General features: G+C 73.7%; 15 protein-coding genes. 8 read left to right on the forward strand and 7 right to left on the reverse strand.

Annotated elements, in window-relative coordinates; genetic code table 11:
• Complete coding sequence (glpK, locus tag SMD20_RS12945) at positions 1–1,509, forward strand: glycerol kinase GlpK (RefSeq protein ID WP_329579695.1); 1,509 nt, start codon at positions 1–3, stop codon at positions 1,507–1,509.
• A gap of 68 nt (positions 1,510–1,577) precedes the next feature.
• Here the strand turns inward: glpK and SMD20_RS12950 are convergent, their stop codons facing one another.
• Positions 1,578–2,321, reverse strand: a complete 744-nt coding sequence (locus tag SMD20_RS12950; RefSeq protein ID WP_329579697.1) for an SDR family oxidoreductase — start codon at positions 2,319–2,321, stop codon at positions 1,578–1,580.
• A gap of 159 nt (positions 2,322–2,480) precedes the next feature.
• On the opposite strand from SMD20_RS12950, the gene SMD20_RS12955 reads away from it, so the two are divergent.
• The 6 genes from SMD20_RS12955 (at position 2,481) to SMD20_RS12980 (ending at position 8,441) form a co-directional block, all read left to right on the forward strand.
• A complete protein-coding gene (locus tag SMD20_RS12955; RefSeq protein ID WP_329579700.1) occupies positions 2,481–3,719 on the forward strand; it encodes a phospholipase D-like domain-containing protein in 1,239 nt (412 codons plus the stop codon).
• Between the two features lie 58 nt (positions 3,720–3,777).
• Positions 3,778–4,383, forward strand: a complete 606-nt coding sequence (locus tag SMD20_RS12960) for an MFS transporter (protein ID WP_329579703.1) — start codon at positions 3,778–3,780, stop codon at positions 4,381–4,383.
• Between the two features lie 139 nt (positions 4,384–4,522).
• Positions 4,523–5,065 carry a copper chaperone PCu(A)C gene (locus tag SMD20_RS12965; RefSeq protein WP_329579706.1) on the forward strand — a complete coding sequence of 181 codons (543 nt, stop codon included), beginning with the start codon at positions 4,523–4,525 and terminating at the stop codon, positions 5,063–5,065.
• Positions 5,066–5,103: 38 nt separating this feature from the next.
• The gene (locus SMD20_RS12970) at positions 5,104–6,366 is read left to right on the forward strand and encodes a Dyp-type peroxidase (RefSeq protein WP_329579708.1); all 1,263 of its coding nucleotides are present in this window, start codon (positions 5,104–5,106) and stop codon (positions 6,364–6,366) included.
• 124 nt (positions 6,367–6,490) lie between these two features.
• Positions 6,491–7,843, forward strand: coding sequence for a cytochrome b (locus tag SMD20_RS12975; protein WP_329579711.1), 1,353 nt, complete (start codon positions 6,491–6,493; stop codon positions 7,841–7,843).
• Positions 7,844–8,123: 280 nt separating this feature from the next.
• Positions 8,124–8,441: a hypothetical protein gene (locus SMD20_RS12980; RefSeq protein ID WP_329579714.1), complete on the forward strand. Its 318-nt coding sequence runs from the start codon at positions 8,124–8,126 to the stop codon at positions 8,439–8,441.
• Here the strand turns inward: SMD20_RS12980 and SMD20_RS12985 are convergent.
• From SMD20_RS12985 to SMD20_RS13010, 6 genes are all read right to left on the reverse strand, one after another.
• Positions 8,438–10,306: an AfsR/SARP family transcriptional regulator gene (locus SMD20_RS12985; protein WP_329579717.1), complete on the reverse strand. Its 1,869-nt coding sequence runs from the start codon at positions 10,304–10,306 to the stop codon at positions 8,438–8,440. The genes SMD20_RS12980 and SMD20_RS12985 overlap by 4 nt on opposite strands.
• An 85-nt stretch (positions 10,307–10,391) precedes the next feature.
• A complete protein-coding gene (locus SMD20_RS12990; protein WP_329579720.1) occupies positions 10,392–10,769 on the reverse strand; it encodes a hypothetical protein in 378 nt (125 codons plus the stop codon).
• A gap of 36 nt (positions 10,770–10,805) precedes the next feature.
• Complete coding sequence (locus SMD20_RS12995; protein ID WP_329579722.1) at positions 10,806–11,099, reverse strand: hypothetical protein; 294 nt, start codon at positions 11,097–11,099, stop codon at positions 10,806–10,808.
• Between the two features lie 226 nt (positions 11,100–11,325).
• A complete protein-coding gene (locus SMD20_RS13000; protein WP_329579727.1) occupies positions 11,326–14,835 on the reverse strand; it encodes an nSTAND1 domain-containing NTPase in 3,510 nt (1,169 codons plus the stop codon).
• 313 nt (positions 14,836–15,148) lie between these two features.
• Entirely contained in the window at positions 15,149–15,760 is a 612-nt protein-coding gene (locus SMD20_RS13005; RefSeq protein WP_329579728.1) for a glyoxalase, read from the reverse strand.
• 24 nt (positions 15,761–15,784) lie between these two features.
• Positions 15,785–16,135, reverse strand: a complete 351-nt coding sequence (locus tag SMD20_RS13010; RefSeq protein WP_329579731.1) for a VOC family protein — start codon at positions 16,133–16,135, stop codon at positions 15,785–15,787.
• A gap of 124 nt (positions 16,136–16,259) precedes the next feature.
• On the opposite strand from SMD20_RS13010, the gene SMD20_RS13015 reads away from it, so the two are divergent.
• The gene (locus SMD20_RS13015; protein WP_329579733.1) at positions 16,260–19,322 is read left to right on the forward strand and encodes an ATP-binding protein; all 3,063 of its coding nucleotides are present in this window, start codon (positions 16,260–16,262) and stop codon (positions 19,320–19,322) included.
• Positions 19,323–19,334: the final 12 nt, after the last annotated feature.

Raw genomic sequence — 19,334 nt, forward strand, 5'->3', positions numbered from 1 at the left:
ATGCCTGACTTCGTGGGCGCCGTGGACCAGGGCACGACGAGCACCCGCTTCATGATCTTCGACAGGGAGGGCGCCGAGGTCGCCAAGTTCCAGTTCGAGCACGAGCAGATCATGCCCAGGGCGGGCTGGGTGGAGCACAACCCCATCGAGATCTGGACCAGGACCGCCGCCGTGATCCAGACGACGCTCCAGCGCTCCGGGCTGCAGGACAGCGACCTCGCCGCGCTCGGCCTCACCAACCAGCGCGAGACCACCGTCGTGTGGAACCGGCGCACCGGGAGGCCGTACTACAACGCCATCGTCTGGCAGGACACCCGCACCGACGAGATCGCCGCCGCGCTGGACCGGGACGGCCGGGGCCAGGTCATCCGCGACCGTACGGGGCTCCGGCCGGAGGCGTACTTCTCGGGCGGCAAGATCCAGTGGATCCTGGAGAACGTCGACGGCGTGCGCGAGGCGGCCGAGCGCGGCGAGGCCGCCTTCGGCACCACCGACACCTGGACGCTGTGGAACCTCACCGGCGGGCGCAAGGGCGGCGTGCACATCACCGACGTGACCAACGCCAGCCGCACCATGCTGATGGACCTCGACACGCTCGACTGGGACGACGAGCTGCTGTCGTACTTCGGCGTGCCGCGCGCGATGCTGCCGGAGATCCGCCCGTCGTCCGACCCCGCCGCCTACGGCACCACCTACCGCTACGGCCCGCTCGGCGGCGAGGTGCCGATCACCGCGATACTCGGCGACCAGCAGGCCGCCACCGTCGGCCAGGTCTGCTTCTCGCCCGGCGAGGCCAAGAACACCTACGGCACCGGCAACTTCCTGCTGCTCAACACCGGCACCGAGCGGGTGCGCTCGGAGAGCGGCCTGCTCACCACCGTCGCCTACAAGTTCGGCGACCAGCCGGCCGTCTTCGCGCTGGAGGGCTCCATCGCGGTCACCGGCTCGGCCGTGCAGTGGCTGCGCGACCAGCTGCACGTCATCAACTCGGCGGCGCAGAGCGAGACGCTGGCGCGGCAGGTGAGCGACAACGGCGGCCTGTACTTCGTCCCGGCCTTCTCGGGGTTGTTCGCGCCGTACTGGCGGGCCGACGCGCGGGGCGCGATCGTCGGGCTGTCGCGCTACAACACCTCCGCCCATCTCGCGCGGGCCACGCTGGAGGCCATCTGCTACCAGAGCCGCGACGTGGTCGAGGCCATGCAGCGCGACTCCGGGGTGGTGCTGGACGTGCTCAGGGTGGACGGCGGCGTGACCGCGAACGCCCTGTGCATGCAGCTCCAGTCCGACATCCTCGGGGTGCCGGTGAGCCGGCCGATGGTGGCGGAGACGACCGCGCTCGGGGCGGCGTACGCGGCCGGGCTCGCGGTGGGCTACTGGCGCGACCAGGACGAGCTGCGCTCCCACTGGGCCGAGGACCGCCGCTGGGAGCCCACGTGGAGCGAGGAGCAGCGCGAGCGCGGGTACGCCGGCTGGAAGAAGGCCGTCACCAAGTCCTTCGACTGGCTGTGACGGGCGGCGCGGCGAACCGGGGCGGCTGAGCGCGGTGACGTCCCCCTACGGCCGCCGCGAGCTGACGGCTAGTGAGCCTGGCGGGCGAGCCAGTCGCGGTAGGTGGTGACGGCGATGAGGGCGCCTTCACCGGCGACGAGGGCGCGGCCCCGGGCGGCGGCGTACAGTCCGGCGCCGTCGTCGGTGACGACCTCGCGGCGGTCGCCGCGGGCGGCGAGGGTGATCCGGCCCAGCTCGTCCAGCGGGAACACCTCGGGCCCCGCGAGGTCGATGGTGCCGCGCAGCGGCGTCCCCACGCTGACGCCGGCGACCACTCGGGCGACCTCGTCCCCGGCCACCGGCTGCAGAAGGGTGGAGGGCAGGCGGACGGTGTGCTCGTCGGACGTCCAGGACAGCATCGCGTCGATGAACTCGAAGAACTGCGTGGAGCGCACGATCGAGTAGGGCACCGGGCCGGCCTTGAGGAGGTCCTCCTGCAGCACCTTCGCCCGGTAGTAGGCCAGGTCGGGCACCTGGTCGGCGCCCACGATGGACAGGATGACCGCGTGGCCGACCCCGGCGGAGTCGGCGGCGTCCAGCAGGTGGCCCATGGTGGCGCGGAAGAAGGCGGGTGAGGTGTCGTCGAAGGCCGGCGGCTTGGTCAGGTCGACGACGACGTCCGCGCCCTCCAGCGCCTCCGGCAGGCCCCGCCCGGTGAGCAGGTCGACGCCGGTGGAGCGCGAGCGCGGCACCGCCTCGTGACCGGCCGCGGTCAGCAGCCCGACCAGGCGGGATCCGATGAGGCCGGTCCCGCCGACGACGACGATCTTCATGCGCGGCAGCCTTCCTGAGTCGCCCGGCGGCACTCCGTCCACCTTAGACGAGCAGGCCGGCGGCTCCTTGACAAACACCCTCGACAGGCGTTCACCATGATCTCGACAACGGCGGACGTCTGACCGGGCAGCGTCACCTCCCACGACGAAGGAGTCACCGTGACAGCCGTGAAACCCCCAGTCGCCATCCTCCTCGCGTTATGCCTGGCCCTCACGCCGGCCGCCCCCGCCGGGGCCGCGGTCAGCGGGCCGCCCGTCATCGACGCCCCGGTGTTCAACGACCCGACCGTGGACTCGGGCGTCGCCCACAGCCCGAGCGCCCGGCAGTCGGCCGTCATGGACCAGCTCATCAGGCTCATCAAGGCGGTGCCCGCGGGCGGTGAGATCCGCTTCGCGATGCACCAGTTCGTCCCCGGCGACCGGTCGAGCGAGGTCGCCGCGGAGCTGGCCGCCGCGCACACCAGGGGCGTCGGCGTGCAGGTCGTACTCGACAGCCAGGACGACGGCCGCAACGACGCCGTCTTCGCCCAGCTCAGCGCCGCCCTCGGCACCACCGAGACGGCCCGTTCGTGGGCCGTGCGCTGCGAGTACCCGGACGAGAGCGCCGACCGGGGCTGCATCGCCAGGGACTACCTGCACGCCAAGTTCGCCACCTTCTCCAGCGTGGTGGCCGGGGGTGTCACGTACCCGAAGGTCGTCTTCCAGACCTCGTCCAACCTGTCGGACTGGTACCTGTACAACTCCTACAACGACAGCTTCACGGTCAGCGACGCCGTGACCTACGACGGGTACGTCACCTACTTCAAGGACCTACGGGCCCGGCGTATGCGGCCCGTCGACCCGGACTACTTCTGGACGACGCCGACGGGTACGCCGTACAAGGCCCACTTCTTCCCGCGCAGCTCCTCCAGCGGCGACCCGATCGCGAACGTGCTGAAGCTGGTCAAGTGCAGCTACAAGGACGCCGGGGGCGTCACCCGCCAGACCGACATCCGCCTGGCGCTGACCGCCTTCAACTACAACCGCAAGGCGATCGTGGACGAGCTGCTGCGGCTGCGCGGCGAGAACTGCTGGATCGACGTCGTCTACTACGACGGCACCGGCGTCACCTCCTACATCAGGGAGCGCCTCGCCGAGCGGGCGTCGAACGGCAAGTATCTCCAGGTCACGCCGTGCCGGTTCGCGGTGGGCGACCGTTCGGTGGTGACGCACACCAAGATCATGATGATCGACGGGTTCTACGACGACGACCTCACGCCGCGCGTCTACACCGGCAGCGCGAACTTCACGACCCTGGAGAACTCCGACGACTCCATGCTGCGGATCGCCGGCAGGGACGTGCACGACCAGTACCTGTCGTGGTTCTACGGGCTGCGCCGCGCCTGCGGCGGGCCCTGATCCCTCCTGCTCACCTGCCGGGGACACCGGGGTGGTCGCGTGGGATGATGACGGCGCCATGTCGATCGCCGTACCAGCCGCCGCCGGGCCCGTTTCCGGGCCGGCCGGCTTCGCGCTGCGCGCGCTGCGGGCCGCCGTCTTCGCGGCGGTCTCGCTGCTGCTCGGCCTGGTGGCCCACCTGCTGGCGGGCGGTCCGGTGGCGGCGGGCTGGCTGCTGCCGGCCTGGGGCGTCGCGTTCGGTCCCGCGTACCTGCTGGCGGGGCGGGAACGGGCGCTGCCGGTCATCGTGACGACGCTCGCGGCCGCGCAGGTCGCGCTGCACCTGCTGTTCTCCTCGGCGCACGCCGTGGAGGCGGCGGTCGCCGGTCACCACCACGCCGCCCAGGGCGGGCTGGCGCCGGACGCCGGCATGCTGGTCATGCACGCCTGGGCGGTCCTGCTGACCTCGACCTGGCTGGCCCGCGGCGAGGCGGCGCTCTGGGCGGTGCTGCGGCGGCTGGCCGTCCGGCTGTTCGCCGTGGTCGTCGCCGTCATCGTCCCGGCCGCCCGGCCCCTGATCGCCGCCCCGGTCCGGGAGCCGATGGTCCTGCGGCCGGTTCTGCTCGGGCACGAGATGGGCCGGCGCGGCCCGCCCTTCGGCCGCGCCGTCCCCGTGGCCGCCTGACCCGCTCCGCGGAGCGCGTCCGGCCGGTCTGTTCTCCTGTCACGCCCCTGGTCCAGGGGTGTCCTCGGCGTGCGCGCCCGCAGCGGCGGCCGCCGGGCCACATCATCGTTCCGGCTTGAGCCGGATGAAGGGCTTTGTCATGTTCTCGCGTATCACCGTCGCCGGCCTCGCCGTCGTCGTGCTCACCGCCTGCGGCGGTTCGCCGCAGCAGGCCGCGCCCGCCGTTCCCGCCGCCGCCACCACTCCCCCGGCCGCGCAGGCCGGGCCCGCGCTCTCCATCACCGACCCCTGGGTCAAGACCGCGAAGAAGGGCATGAGCGCCGCCTTCGGCACCCTGGTCAACAACTCCGGCACGGACGTGGTCGTGGTGTCGGGCGCCACGCCGCTGTCGCCGTCGGTCGAACTGCACGAGGTGGTGGAGTCGGCGGGCAAGTCGGTCATGCGGCCCAAGGAGGGCGGTTTCGTGATCCCCGCGCACGGCAGCCACGAGCTCAAGCCGGGCGGCGACCACATCATGCTCATGGACCTCGCCCAGGAGGTACGGCCGGGCGACGAGATCAGCTTCACGCTGACGCTGAAGGACGGCGGCACGTTCACCTTCACGGCTCTCGGCAAGGACTTCGCCGGGGCCAAGGAGGACTATCAGCCCGGCATGGACATGGGCTCCGGCGAGGGGCACTGAGATGGGCACCGAGATGGGTACCGGTGGGGGCGGCCGGCATGGGTGAGCGGCAGGCCCCCGGAGGGGGCGGGCGCCGGCTGACCCGGCGCGGCCTGCTGAGCGGCGGCGCGCTCGCCGCCGCCGGCGCGGTGACCGGTGGTGCGGCGGTGACGGGCGGCGCGGCGGCCGGTGCTCCCCCAACGGGCGCTTCGCAGGCGGCCCCGTCGCCCACGGCGCCCGCGGACTCCCCGGACGGCGGCGCGGTCGTGCCCTTCCATGGCCCGCACCAGGCCGGGGTGGCCACGCCGCCGCAGGCCCACGCCGTCTTCGTGGCCTTCGACCTGCGTAAGGGCGTCGGCCGGGAGGCGCTGGCGCGGATGATGCGGCTGCTGACCGACGACGCCCGCCGCCTCACCCAGGGGCGGCCCGCGCTGGCCGACACCGAGCCGGAGCTGGCGGCGCTGCCCGCCCGGCTGAGCGTCACGTACGGTTTCGGTCCCGGGCTCTTCGACGCCGCCGGCGTGGACGAGCACCGGCCGGAGTCGGTGGCGGCGCTGCCCGCGTTCAAGATCGACAAGTTGCGGCGGGAGTGGAGCGGCGGCGACCTGCTGGCGCAGATCTGCGCCGACGACCCGCTCACCGTGGCCCACGCCCTGCGCATGATCGTCAAGGACGCCCGCGCGTTCGCCAGGGTCCGCTGGACCCAGCGCGGGTTCCGGCGCGCCGCGCACAGCCAGCCCGGCGGCACGACCCAGCGCAACGTGATGGGGCAGCTCGACGGCACGGTCAACCTGGTCCCCGGCACGCCGGACTTCGACCGGGCGGTGTGGATCGAGGAGGGCCGGCTGCGCGGCGGCACCACCCTGGTCCTGCGGCGGATCCGGGCCGAGATGGAGACCTGGGACGCCGCCGACACGACGGCCAAGGAGTTCACCGTGGGCCGCCGCCTGTCCGACGGCGCGCCGCTGACCGGGCGGAGCGAGCACGACGAGCCGGACTTCGACCGGCTCACCCCGGTCGGCTTCCCGGTCATCTCCGAGTACGCCCACATCCGCCGCGCCCACGTCACCGACCCGGGGCTGCGCATGCTGCGCCGGGTCTACAACTACGACGAGGGCGTGGGAGCCGACGGGACCGCCGACTGCGGGCTGCTGTTCGCCGCCTACCAGGCCGACATCGCCCGCCAGTTCCTCCCGGTCCAGCGGCGGCTGGCCGAGGCGGACCTGCTCAACGAGTGGACCACGCCGATCGGCTCGGCCGTCTTCGCCATCCCGCCGGGCTGCGGCCCGGACGGCTGGATCGGCCAGACCCTGCTGAGCTGAGCGGCTCCGGACGAGGCCCGGCGGCGGCGGCGTGACGAGCATCACCGTCGCCGGAGCCCTCCGGAATGTCACAGGGCCCGGCCCCTGACCGTCTTGTGTACAGGCAAGGTTAAGGGGGCCTCAGATGCGTTCCTCGGTGGCCGGGCGCCGCTCGTTCCGGTTCTCGCACTGGTCGTTCATGTTCGCGGAGATCGCCGTCTGGTCGTTCGCCGTCCTGCTGGTGACCGGGGCGGTGCTCATGGTGTTCTACGACCCGGGCATGGCCCGGGTGACCTACGACGGCTCGTACGGCCCGCTGCGCGGGCTCCTCGTCAGCCGGGCCTTCGACTCGGCCATGCACCTCAGCCTGGAGGTGCGCGGCGGCCTGCTCATCCGCCAGATGCACCACTGGGCGGCGCTCGTGTTCGTGGCCGCCGTCGCGCTGCAGCTGCTGCGCATGTTCCTCACCGGCGCGTTCCGCAGCCCGCGTACCCGGCAGTGGCTGATCTGGGTGACGCTGCTCGGGCTGGCGATGGCCGCGGGCGAGACGGGCAACGCCCTGCCGGACGACAACCTGTCGGGCGGCAGCCTGTGGCTGATCCTGTCGGTGGTGCAGTCGATCCCCGTGGTGGGCTCCTGGGCCGGCTCACTGCTGTTCGGTGCGGAGTTCCCCGGCGATCAGGTCATTCCGGTCATGTACGGCCTGCACCTGGTGATCCCGCTCGTCATGACCGCGCTGCTGCTCGTCCGCGAGCTGCTGGTGCGCCGGAACGGTCACTCCCGGTTCGTCGCCTCGCTGCCGGAGCGGCGCGGCGCCCGTCCGCTGATGGCGGCCGCGACGACCGGCATGCTGATCATCCTCGGGTTCGGCTTCCAGATCGCGCCCATCTGGCTGTACGGCCCCGCCACGCCGTCGCAGATCTCGGCGGGCTCGGTCCCCGACTGGTACATGGGGTTCCTCGACGGCGCCCTGCGGATCATGCCCGCCTGGGAGCTCACCGTCGGCGGCCACACGCTCAGCCTCGCGGTCCTCGTACCGACGCTGGTGGTCCCCGGGGTGTTCTTCACCGCCCTGGCCGCCTACCCCGCGGCCGAACGCTTCCTCGCCGTCCGCCGCGGCAGGCCGGCCCTACGCCGGGACGTGCTCGACCGGCCGAGGGAGACGCCCGTGAAGACGGGCCTCGCGGTCGCCGGCGTCACGTTCTACGGCCTGCTGTGGGCGGCCGCCGCCAACGACCAGCTCGCCCACCAGTTCCACCTCACCGTGAACGCCGTGACCGTCTTCTTCAGGTACGCCGTGGTCATCGGGCCCGTCGTCGCCTTCGCCGTCACCAGGTGGATCTGCCTCGCCCTCCGGCAGGCGGAGCGCGAGGCGGCCGAGCACGGCGTGGAGACCGGCATCATCGTGCGCTCCCCCGACGGCGGGTTCCACGAGCGGCTCGCCCCGGCGGACCGCGAAGCGGGTCACTTGGTGGCGGCGAGGACCTGGGTCCAGTAGATCCTGAACGGTTGCCCTGCCCGCCTCAGCCGCCGGCGGCGGTCAGGCGGTCGAGCGTGTGGGTGAGGGCGGCGCGGCCTCTGCGCAGGGCGGTGGCCGAGTGCATCGCCAGGCGGCTGCCGCGCCTCGACTCCCTGGTCCTGAACCGCAGCCCGGTAAGCCTGGCATAGCCGATCGCAAGGTGTCGAATAAGGGCAGGCAGTTACGCTGATCCCGGAAATGCGATAAATGCCGAAAAGGCGTTTATGGCGACATGGGTGTCATTCCTGTGGAGAGCACGATGAAGAGCATCAAAAGAATGCTGCAGCTGGCGGCGATCGGCGGAGCGCTGGCAGCGGGCGTGACGGTTCTGCCGGCCACGGCCGCGCACGCCGCCAACAATTGCGACGGCACCTACACCACCTACACCTACGAGGTGTTCTGCTACACCTCCGACTGGGACGAGTTCCGGGCGAAGGTCCGGTGCTACAGGATCGGTTCCAGCTCCTACACGACCAGGTACGGAGCGTGGACCAGGGTCGGCACGGCGAGGTCCGTGGCCAAGTGCACGACCAGCGAGGAGCCGGCGTCCGGCAGCTGGCTGTTCCGTAACGTCTAGCGAGGACCCGATCGTCGGCCCCCGTCCTGTGCCACAGGCCGGGGGCCTGCCAACGGGTACGCCTCGCGACCGGCCCCGGGTTCCTCGTCGGCGAGGCGGCCTGCGGCGTAGCCGCGCAACAGCTCGTGCATGACGTAGCGGCCAGAGCGATGTCCGGCGACCAGATGAGCGGCGCACAGCTCCTCAAGAGGGCCGCGCGCCGCGCGCGGAGTCACGCCGAGCAGGGCGGCGGCCGTGACCGACGTGAAGTCCTGACCTGGCACCAGGCTCAGCCGCCGGAACAGCCGCCGCGCGGCGGGCCCGAGGGCCCGGTACGAGAGCGCGAACGCGGAGCTGAGCGCGCCGTCCAGGTCGCCCTGTCCGTCGAGAACGGCGAACGCGTCGCCGTCCGCCAGTTCCCCCGCGTAGCCGGCGACCGTCAGATGGCGGTCGCAGGACAGCCGGGCCGCCGCGATCCGCAGCGCCAGCGGCAGGTACGCACACCGCCGGGCGAGCAGGGCGCCCCCCGCCTCGTCCATCCGCTCGCCGAGCGCGGCCCGGAGCAGTTCGCCGGCCTCGGCCTCGGTGAGCGGGGCGAGGTGGAGCGGCCGGGCGCCTTCGTACGCCACGAGCCCGCGAAGCTGGTTCCGGCTGGTGACGAGGACGGCGCAGGTCCCGGACCCGGGCAGCAGGGGCCGCACCTGATCGGCGCTACGGGCGTCGTCGAGCACGAGGAGGACGCGCCGCCGGGAAAGCCGCGACCGGAACAGGGCGGCGGCCTCCTCCACCTCCTGCGGCACGACGGCGTCGCCGACGTCCAGGGCTCGGAGGAGCCGGCGCAGGACGTCGAGCGGCTCCGCCGGCGTCCTGGCCGCGTCGAAGCCGTGCAGGTCGACGAAGAACTGCCCGTCGGGGAACCGGTCACGGTGGCGGTGGGCCCAGTGCACCGCCAGCGCGGTCTTGCCGACCCCGGCCGTGCCGGCGATCAGCACCATGGTCGCCCGATCAGCGGCCTCGGTCAGCACGGCGAGCTGACCGAGCTCCCGGCGACGACCGGCGAACCCCTGCACGTCGAACGGAAGCTGGGCCGGTGGGGTCGCGGCGGACGACGCCGGGACTCCCCCGGCCCTGGGGCTGACGTCGAGCGCCAGGTCGCCGTTGAGTATGGCGGTCTCCAGCGTCGAGAGTTCCGGGCCGGGATCGAGCCCCTGTTCCTCCGCGAGCAGAGCCCGCGTCCGCCTGGCCGTCTCCAGCGCGTCGAGGTGCAGCCCCGCCCGATACTGGGCGAGCATCAGCCGGCAGGCCACGCGTTCCCGCGTCGGATGCTCCTCCAGGAGCCTCCGTAGTCCCGGGATGAGCCTGTCGTGACACCCGAGCGCGAGTTCCGCGTCGAACAGCAGCTCCTGCGCGATCAGACGCTGTTCGAGCAGCCGTTGCCGCACCGGCTCGGCGAACGCCGCCGTGATGTCCGTCAACGCCTGGCCGCGCCACAGCCCCAGCGCCGCGCGCAGGTGACGGGCCGCCTCCTCGTGCCGGCCACGCCCCGCGGAGGCGCGCGCGGCCTCGACCTGCCGGTCGAACAGGTCGGCGTCCAGCTGATCGTCCGCCAGGAAGAGGCGGTATCCGCCAGGCCGGGTGACGATGACGTCGTCCAGCCCGTGGTCGCGCAGTGCCCGCCGCAGCCGGGACACCGCCACGTGGATCTGGGACCGCGCGGTGGCGGGTTCGGCGCCGCCCCAGATCGCCTCCGCCAGTTGCGCCGGGGTCACCACCCGGTTCGCCTGCAACAGCAGGTACGCCAGCAGGGCCCGGTGCCTGGGCTGCGCGACCGACACGGGCCCGTCGTCCGCCACCGCCTCCACCGGCCCGAGAATGCCGAACCTCAACCGCCGCACCCCTCCTCGGGGAGGCTCGCGGCCCGCGTCACCGGCTCCCGCTGAAGGAGCGCGGCGACGCGGGCATGGACAACGCCTACGAGCACTCTTCGATCTTGGCGGCGGCCATGTAGATTCTGCTCACCTTCTTGGCCCCGAGATAAATGTCCCGGTAGTCGCAGAAATAGTCACTTCCGCCATTCGAGTAATACACGTAGCCGGAATATCCGCCCGGCCGGATCCGGTACCCATAGGTAGTCTGGGAGTGGCTGCCCGTGCAGTTGTACCATTTCGACACCACCGTGCCGCCGGAGCCGGAATTGTAGTAGTCGTACTGAAGCGCCTTGCTCGAATCAGGGTTGCAGATGGCCGCGGCCTGCGAGGCCGAGGCCGCCGTGGAGGTCGCGGCGACCCCGATCGACAGGGCCGCCCCCATGGCAGCCGCTCCTGCGATCAGTTTGTGGGAGAAGCGCATCGGAATTCCTTTCGATGTCAATGCTTGGCGGAGCCGTCAGGAGAGGACGCGGACGCTGCGGAACGCGCCCGTCGCGCTCCCGCCCGGCGGGACGACCAGGGAGAGCCCGGTGCAGCCGCTCCCCGAGTACGCGGTGACGGCGGTGTCGGTGTCGTTCGTGACGCCGGAGTACGGCGTCACCGAGCCGTAACAGCCCGGACCGGGGTCGATCACCACGCGGACGGCCGCTCCGTGCAGGACAAGGCGGCCGGTCGCCGCCGTGGCGGGCGCGGCGGCGACCGTCAGCGCGCCGGCGGTCACGAGCACCATCGCGGACAGCTTTCTGATCACCGTGCTCCTCCTTTCTCTTCGTGCCCGCCACGCCGTGGCAACGGCGAGGAGCGGACGGTGTGAGGGAGTCGCCGCGCGTTCAGGCCCACGCATCCAGAAACGTGGGCGTGGCGGCGTGACCGTTCTAGACCGGCGGGAAGTTGTCCAGCAACGCTCGGCGCGATGGACAAACATCGCGGCGTTCTGGACAACCCCGTCGTCCCAGGTGAGGCGGTGCGCGAGCGCGTCAGTCCGCCATGCCGGCCAGCCGGTCGTCCACCTGGGCGAGCAGCGCCGGGACCGGTTCGCAGACGTCGCAGCGCCGCACGCGTACGGTGCCGTCGCCGTGGGCCGTGGCCAGCAGCCGGCCGTCGCGGCTGAACTCGACGGCTTCGACGGTCGCGGCGAATCCGCCGATGACGATCGGCGGGGAGGCGGTGTCGCTCCGCCAGATCCGCACGGTGCCGTCCTTGCCCGCTCCGGCCACCCAGCGTCCGTCCGGGCTGAAGGCGACGTACCACACCATGTTCGGGCTGCCGCGCTGCACCAGAGGCTCGCCCTCGCCGGTGGTGGACCAGATCCGCACGGTACCGTCGGTGCCGGCGCCCGCCACCCGGCGGCCGTCGGGACTGAAGGCGACGGCCCACACGAGACCTTCGTGGCCGCGCAGGATCCGCGGGGCCGTGGCGCCGGTGGCGTCCCAGATCCTGACGGTGCCGTCCTGTCCGCCGGTGGCCACGTGCCGCCCGTCGGGGCTGAACGCGGCGAACCTGATCTGCCGGGCGTCGGCCCTGAACAGGAGGGGCGGCCGTCCCGGGTCCGCCGTGTCCCAGATCCGGAGCGTGCCGTCCGCGCCCGCGCCGGCCACCCGCCGCCCGTCGGGGCTGAACGAGGCGCTCCACACGACCCCGTCGTGTCCGCGCAGGATCAGCGGGTCGCCCGCGCCGTCGGCCTCCCAGATCCGGACCGTGCCGTCCCTGCTCGCGCCGGCGACCCGCCGCCCGTCGCGGCTCACCGCGAGCCCCATCACCTCGTCGGTGTGGCCGCGCAGCGCCCGGTGCGCGCCCGTCGCCGGCTCCCAGATCCGCACGGTCCTGTCCACGCCGCCGGTGACCACGCGCCCGTCGGGGGAGAATCCGACGGCCAGCGCCGCGCCGTCGTGCCCGCGCAGCACCACCGGGTCGCCCGTCCCCCTCGGGTCCCAGACCCGTACGGTGCCGTCCTCGCCCGCCGTGGCCAGCCGGCGCCCGTCCGCGCTGAACGACGCCTCCCACACCACCCGCTGGTGACCGCGCAGCACGAGAGGGTCTCCCCCACCGTCCGGGGACCAGAGGCGGACCGTGGAATCGTCGCCGGTGGTCGCCAGCCAGTGTCCGTCGCGGCTGAACGCCATGCCCTCGGCCGTGCCCTCGTGCCGGAACACGAGAGGCGGGCTCTCCCGCTGGTCGAGCCGCCAGACGCGCGCGGCGCCGTCCGTGCTGGTGCTCGCCAGGCGGCGCCCGTCGGGGCTGAAGCCCACGTTCTTCACGACGCCCCCGTGCCCGCGCAGCAGGAGCGGCGCGTCCGGGCCCGCCAGGTCCCAGATCCGTACGGTGCCGTCCTCGCCACCGGCGGCGAGGCGGCGCCCGTCGGGGCTGAACGCGACCCCGATGACCGCGCCCTCGGGCCCGCGCAGGACCCGTTGCCCGCCGCCGTCCCCGAGGTTCCAGATCCGTACGGTGCCGTCGTCGCCGGCGCCGGCCACGGCACGGCCGTCGGGACTGAAGGCCACGTTCCACACCGCGCCCGTATGTCCGGTCAGCTTCACCGTCGCCTCGGGGCGTTCCAGGTCCCACACCCTGACCGTGCCGTCCAGGCCGGCGGTCGCCAGCCTGCGCCCGTCGGGACTGAACACCGGGCTCCACACCTCGCCCTGGTGCCCGCGCAGCACGGCCGGCGGATCGGGCGACACGCCTCCGCCGGACCAGGACCACACCCGGACCAGGCCGTCCGCGCTGGTGGCGGCCAGGCGCGCGTCGTCGGGGCTGAAGGCCACGCCGAGCGCGCGCCCCAGACCGGGAAGCGTGTCGAGCAGGTGGTCATCGGCGATCCCCTGCCGGAGGACCCCCTCCGCCTCGGCGGTCGGCCACAGCGCGTACGCCTGCTTGGCGAGCCGCAGCGCCTGCTTCGGGTCCAGGTGCAGCTGGTTGCGTGCCTCGGCCGCGATCTGCCGGGAGAGCGCGATGTCCCTCTGCTCCGTGGCCTCGTGAGCCTGGCCCACGGCGAGGCAGGCGAGCACCGTCATCGCCACCACGGCCGCCGTGAGCCCGGTCAGCGCCAGCCGTACGCGCCGCCGCCCCGCCCGGCGCACGGCTTCCTCGCGTCGCCCGCTCGCCTCCAGGAACTCCCGCTCCAGCGAGTTCAGCCGGTAGGTCCTGTCCCCCTCCCACACCGCCAGCCGGCTCCCGCTGAAGAGGAAGGCGTCGTCGCGGCCGTGCTCCTCCCACTCCGCGACGGCCTCGGTCAGCCGGCGGTGCGCCCGCAGCGCCTCACGGTCCTCCTCCAGCCAGGAACGCAGCCGCGGCCAGCCGCGGATGAGCGCCTCGTGCGCGATGGTCACGCAGCTCTCGTCGACGATCACCAGCCGCGCCGCGATGACCTTGTCCAGCACGGCCGCCACGGCGTCACCGTCCGGCCCGCCCCGCCGGCCGGGAAGCGCCCCGGCCCCGTCGAGAAGCTCGTCGCGGGGCGCGCGCCGCCGGGTGTCCTCCGTGCCGTCCCCGGGGACGGTCAGCCGCAGGAACATCTGCCTGACGATCTCGCGTCCCTGCGCGTCCAGCTCGCCGTACACGTGCTCGGCGGTCTGCGCGATCGCCCCCCGCACCCCGCCGGCGGCTAGGTAGGCGGCCACGGTCAGCGCCGGGCCGGTGCGCCGCCTCCACGTCTCCAGCAGCGCGTGGGAGACGAGGGAGAGCGCGCCCGGCTGCCCCTGCGCCTCGTTCACGACCAGCTCGACCAGTTCGGCGTCGACCGTCAGGCCCGCCCGCCCGGCGGGGCCCGTCACCACCCGCCGCAGGTCCTCCTCCTCCATCGGGCCGACGATGAGCTGGTTGTCCTGCAGCACCGACGCCAGGCCGGGCAGCTCGGCGCATCGGGCGTAGAAGTCGGCCCGCATGCCGGCGACGACGTGCGTGCGCGGCTCCCGCGCCAGCGCGAGCAGCGCCGAGACGAACGCCGCCCGCTCGCCCTCGTCGCGGCAGAGGGTGAACACCTCCTCGAACTGGTCCACGATGACGACCAGCCGGGCCCCGGCCGGCCTGCCGGCCACGAACCGGGCGGCGGCGCGCGGCGGGCCGTCCTCCCCGAGGTCGTCCTCACCGAGATGGGCGGCGAGTGCCCGCAGCGGGTGCTCGCCCGGGACCATGACGACGGCGGGCCACTCCGCGCCGTCGGCGGTGATCCCCCGGCGCAGCGCGGGCAGGAGGCCGGCGCGGAGCAGAGAGGACTTCCCGCTTCCTGACGTGCCCATGACGGCGAGGAAGGGCGTCCCCGGCAGCCTGTCGCACAGCTCGCGCACCAGCCGCTCACGCCCGAAGTACCACCTCGCGTCCTCCGGCTGGAACACCACCAGCCCGCGGTAGGGCGCGACCTCCTCGGCCGGAGGCGGGACGTCGCCCTCCAGCTCCCGCATCAGCAGGTGCCAGCGCGCCTCCCACTCCGACTGGTCACCGCCGCACGCCACCGCGTACCCCAGGGTGACCGGCAGGGTCGGCGCCACCCGCCCGCCGGCCGCTTCGGAAAGCGCTGTTACCGAGAAACACGCGCGTCTGGCCAGCTCCCGATAACTCGGCTTACCGGCCTCGTCCCTTAATCGCCGAAGCTCGGCGGCGAACCGGTGCAGCGGATTGTTTTCCGGGTCGAGTTCACGCTCTGGCCGCCCCAATGACTTTCACTTCCCCCGAAAAGGCTGACGACTTTCCCCCCGAATCAGCCCTGATTGTACGGGCCGGTATGGCCCGCGGAACAAGGGAAAATCGGCCCGCGGAAATCCACGACCCGCCTGGTGGGCGGCTGAATCCCGCGGGCGGCCGTCAGGCGGACGCCGGCTCCCACACGAAGCCGTCCGGGTCGGTGAAGGGCCCGGCATCGCCGCCGATCACCAGGCGGTGCGAGCCGCTGCCCTCCTGCGGGACACCGGCGTCCTTGGCGAGCGCGCGGCGCGGGTAGAGCGCCAGCGTGACGGCCGACGACGGGGTGGCGAACTCGACGTACTTGCCGCCGAAGCTCTTGGCCACGGCCAGGCCGCGCCCGGTGTAGAAGCGCTTGCTCGCCTTGACGTCGGCCACGCCCAGCAGCAGCGCGACCTGGCCGATCCGGCGGGCGACGGGGGCGGTGTCCTTCTTGGCCGAGCTCGCGATCTTGCAGATGGCGCCGTCCGGGGCCCGGACGACGGCGCCGTAGCCCCAGAAGCTCTTCTCCGCCGGCTTGAGCGTCGTCGCGCCGGCGTCCAGGGCGGCGGCGACGAAGGCGACCACGTCGCCCGGCTGGGCGACGACCAGGGACAGCGCGAACCCGCGGAAGCCGTCCGTCGGCGACTGCGCGGCCCTGAGGCGCACGTACGGGCTCAGGCCGAAGGCTTCGTAGAAGGCGCTCGCGGCTGCCGGGTCGGGAACTTCGAGGGTGACGGTGGTGAAAGCGGTCATGACGGTTCTCCTTCTGGTGCGGGCTTACTGGTCCTGGAGGAGGCCGAGAACGTTGCCGTCGGGGTCGGTGACGGTGGCCACCCGGCGGCCGCCGCCGACCTCGTGCGCGGCCTCCCGCACCACGGCCCCGGCGGCGGTGAGCTCGGCCAGCTTGGCGTCGAGGTCCTGGACGTGCCAGTACGCCACCGGCGTCGTCATGGCCTGCGGCCCGCCGCCCGGCACGAGCCCGATGTGCTGGCCCTCGGCCTCGAAGCCGACGTAGTAGGGCGAGTCGGCCTGCGGTTGCACGCCGAGCAGGGCCGCGTACACCGCCTTGGCCTTCGCCAGGTCGGACACCGGGTGCAGCACGGTCCTGATGCCGGAAGTGCCGGTCATGGTCGCTCCTCATGGTCGTGGGTCGCGTTCTGCGTGGTCACAGCTTGGCCGCCGGACCGCCCGCGCCACATCCGTGGTGACCACGGATTCCCGGTACGTACCGGATACGGGAACTAGGACAGTGGTGACGCAAGCGGCAGCTGCCGAGATCTCCCCTCGGGAAGCCGAGGTGCTGGAGCTCGTCGGCGACCACCTCAGCAACGCCGAGATCGCGGCCCGGTTGTGCATCTCGATCCGGACCGTGGAGAGCCACGTCTCCTCGCTGCTGCGCAAGCTGGAGGTGCCGGACCGCCGGGCCCTCGCCCGCCGCGCCCCCGTACCGGACCGTTCGGCGGCGGTCCTGCCGGCCCCGCTGACCTCGTTCATCGGCCGCGCCCGCGAGCGGGCCGAGCTGGCGGCGCTGCTCAAGGAGCACCGGCAGGTGACCGCGGTCGGCCCCGGCGGGGTGGGCAAGACCCGGCTGGCGCTGGCGGTGGCGGCGGAGGCCGCCGGCGCCTACCCCGACGGCGTGTGGTTCGCCGACCTGGTGCCGGTCACCGATCCCGGCATGATCGCCGCCGCCGTGGCCGGCGCGCTCGGCCTCGGCGAGCAGCCCGGCAGCGACCTGGCCGAGTCCGTGGCCGCCGCGCTGGCCGACCGGGACGCGCTGGTCGTCCTGGACAACTGCGAGCACGTGCTGGACGGGGTGGCGCCGTTCCTCGAACGGCTGCTGGCCACGTGTCCGCGCCTGACGGTGCTGGCGACCAGCCGGGCGCGGCTGATGGTGCCGTTCGAGCGGGTGTATCCCGTCCCGCCGCTGTCGCTGGCCGCCGACGGCGACTCGGACGCGGTCGCGCTGTTCATGGAGCGGGCGGCGGCGGTCGGCCGGCCTCTGGACGCCGCCCTGCGCGGCCAGATCGCCGCCGTCTGCGCGCGGCTGGACGGGATGGCGCTGGCGATCGAGCTGGCCGCGGCCCGCTGCCCCACGCTCGGGCTGGACGGCATCACCGCGGCCCTGTCCCACCCGTTGCGGATGCTCACCGGCGGCTCCCGCGCCGACGAGCGGCACCGGTCGGTACGGGCGGCCCTGGACTGGAGCCACGCCCTGCTGGAACCGGCCGACCGGATGCTGCTGCGCCGGGTGTCGGTGTTCGCGGCGCCGTTCACCGCCGCCGCGGCAGCGGAGGTGGCCGGGGTCGAGGAGGGCCTGGTCGCCGACGGGCTGGCCCGGCTCGCCGAGCAGAGCCTGCTCGTGGTGGCGGCGGCGCCGGGCGGCACGGAGTACCGCGCGCTGGAGACCATCCGCCAGTACGCCGCCGAGCGGCTCGCCGAGGCCGGCGAGCCGGACGAGGTCCGCTCCCGGCACCTGCGCTGGTGTCTGGCGCGGGCCGCCGGACTGGAGGCGGCCCGGCCGGACTGGCGGGCCGGGTTCGACCAGGTCGCCGACGACCTGCGCGCGGCCCTGGCCTGGGCGGCCGAGCAGCCGGAGCGGCGCGCGGACGCCTTCGGGCTCGCCCGCCGGCTGGCGGAGCTGGCCTTCACCCGCAACCTGACCGGCGAGTCCCAGCGCCGCTTCGAACAGGCGGCGGCACTCGCGGCCGGCCCCGCCGAGAGCGCCGCCATGCTCCGGCAGGCCGCCGCCGTGGCCGGCTGCCGGGCGGCGGGCGACGACATGTACCGCCTGCGCCTCGCCGCCGCGACGGCCGCCCGCGAGGCCGGCGATGCGGCCGGGGCCGCCGTGGACCTGGCGACCGCCGCGACGATGGCGTTCCGGTACTGGGCCACGTTCGTCCGGGTGCCGTCCCGCGAGGAGGCCCTGGCCTTGATCGCCGACGCACGCAAGACCGCCGCCAACTCCCCAGCCGCGCAGGCCGGTAGCACCCCGGCCACGCAGGCCAGCATCCCGGCCACGCATACCGCGCAGGCCGGTAGCGCCCCAGTCACGCAGGCCACGCAAACTGCGCATGCCATGCAAACGGCACAGGCCGCACAGGCCACACCGATCGCACAGACCGCGCAGGCCGCGCAGGCCGGAGACGGCCCGGCCACGCAGGCCGGTAGCGACCCGGCCACGCAAGCCGCACAGGCCGCTGACGACCTGGCCACGCCGGCCGATGGCGACGTGGCCGCTTTGGCCGATGGCGGCCCCGCCGCGTTGGCCGCGTTGGCGTTGGCCGAGGCGGCTGTGGTCACCGACGCGTTCGGGGCCGTGCAGGGCCCCGCCGACAACGTCGCGGTGCCCGAGACGATCGCGTGCGCCGAACGGGCGGTCGAGCTGGCCGCCCGGACCGGTGACCCGCTCGCCGAGTCCGCCGCGCTCGACGCGCTCACCTGCGCGCACATCTGGGCGGGCGACACCTTCGCCGCCGCCGCCAGATCCCGGCGGCGGGTCACGCTCCTGTCGTCCCTGCCGCCCTCGCCGGCCGTCACCCACGAACTGATCGACGCGCTCGGCATGGTCACCGAGGCCGCGCTGGGCGCGGGGGACGTACCGGACGCCTGCCGGTGGGCCCGGCAGCTCGACGGGCACCCGTCGCTGGCGGAGGTCGGCCACCGGGCGCCGCTGATGGTGGACGCGCTGGCGGGCAACGTCGAGGAGGTGCTGGCCGGCAGCGTACGGCTGCTCGACGCCTGGCGGCGGGCGGGCAGCCCCGCGCGGGCCCACCTCGGGCCGGCGGTGGCCGCCGTGGCGATGGTCCACGGCCTGCGCGACGACCACGACGCCCAGCGCGACTGGCGGGAGATCCTGGACCGGCTCGACGTCTCGGCGGAGCGCGCCCACGGCTACGCGGCGGTCTTCGACGGCGTGCTGCTGCTGCACCGCGGGCAGGCGCGGGAGGCCCTGGAGCGGATGGCCCCGGAGGCGAGCGAGGTCTGGAAGTGGGTGAGCTGGATCTGGCACCACTGGTACGTCGCCCTCACCGAGGCCGTCGTGCTCGCCGGCGACCCCGACGCCCCCCGCCACGTGACCGAGGCGCGCGCCGCCGTGGCCGGAAACCCGGTCGCCGAGGCCCTCGTGGCGCGGGCCGCGGCCGTACTCGACGGCGACCGTGACGCGCTGCTCGCCACGGCGGACGCGTTCGACGCGGCCCGCTGCCCCTACCAGTCCGCGCGGACCCTGCTGCTCGCCGGCGGTGAGCACGCCGGACGCGGGACGGCCGCGCTCGCCGCCCTCGGCCTCGCGCCGAAGGCCGTCGACATCTGGTGAGCCCGTTCATCT

This window comes from Nonomuraea sp. LP-02 (genome assembly GCF_036289125.1).
Lineage (GTDB): Bacteria > Actinomycetota > Actinomycetes > Streptosporangiales > Streptosporangiaceae > Nonomuraea > Nonomuraea bangladeshensis.

What these genes read in the sequence shown, in the direction of transcription:
- glpK (WP_329579695.1), top strand. Translation starts at nt 1, where the DNA reads ATGCCTGACTTCGTGGGCGCCGTGGACCAGGGCACGACGAGCACCCGC.
- SMD20_RS12950 (WP_329579697.1), bottom strand. Translation starts at nt 2,321, where the DNA reads ATGAAGATCGTCGTCGTCGGCGGGACCGGCCTCATCGGATCCCGCCTG.
- SMD20_RS12960 (WP_329579703.1), top strand. Translation starts at nt 3,778, where the DNA reads ATGTCGATCGCCGTACCAGCCGCCGCCGGGCCCGTTTCCGGGCCGGCC.
- SMD20_RS12965 (WP_329579706.1), top strand. Translation starts at nt 4,523, where the DNA reads ATGTTCTCGCGTATCACCGTCGCCGGCCTCGCCGTCGTCGTGCTCACC.
- SMD20_RS12970 (WP_329579708.1), top strand. Translation starts at nt 5,104, where the DNA reads ATGGGTGAGCGGCAGGCCCCCGGAGGGGGCGGGCGCCGGCTGACCCGG.
- SMD20_RS12975 (WP_329579711.1), top strand. Translation starts at nt 6,491, where the DNA reads ATGCGTTCCTCGGTGGCCGGGCGCCGCTCGTTCCGGTTCTCGCACTGG.
- SMD20_RS12980 (WP_329579714.1), top strand. Translation starts at nt 8,124, where the DNA reads ATGAAGAGCATCAAAAGAATGCTGCAGCTGGCGGCGATCGGCGGAGCG.
- SMD20_RS12990 (WP_329579720.1), bottom strand. Translation starts at nt 10,769, where the DNA reads ATGCGCTTCTCCCACAAACTGATCGCAGGAGCGGCTGCCATGGGGGCG.
- SMD20_RS13005 (WP_329579728.1), bottom strand. Translation starts at nt 15,760, where the DNA reads ATGACCGCTTTCACCACCGTCACCCTCGAAGTTCCCGACCCGGCAGCC.
- SMD20_RS13010 (WP_329579731.1), bottom strand. Translation starts at nt 16,135, where the DNA reads ATGACCGGCACTTCCGGCATCAGGACCGTGCTGCACCCGGTGTCCGAC.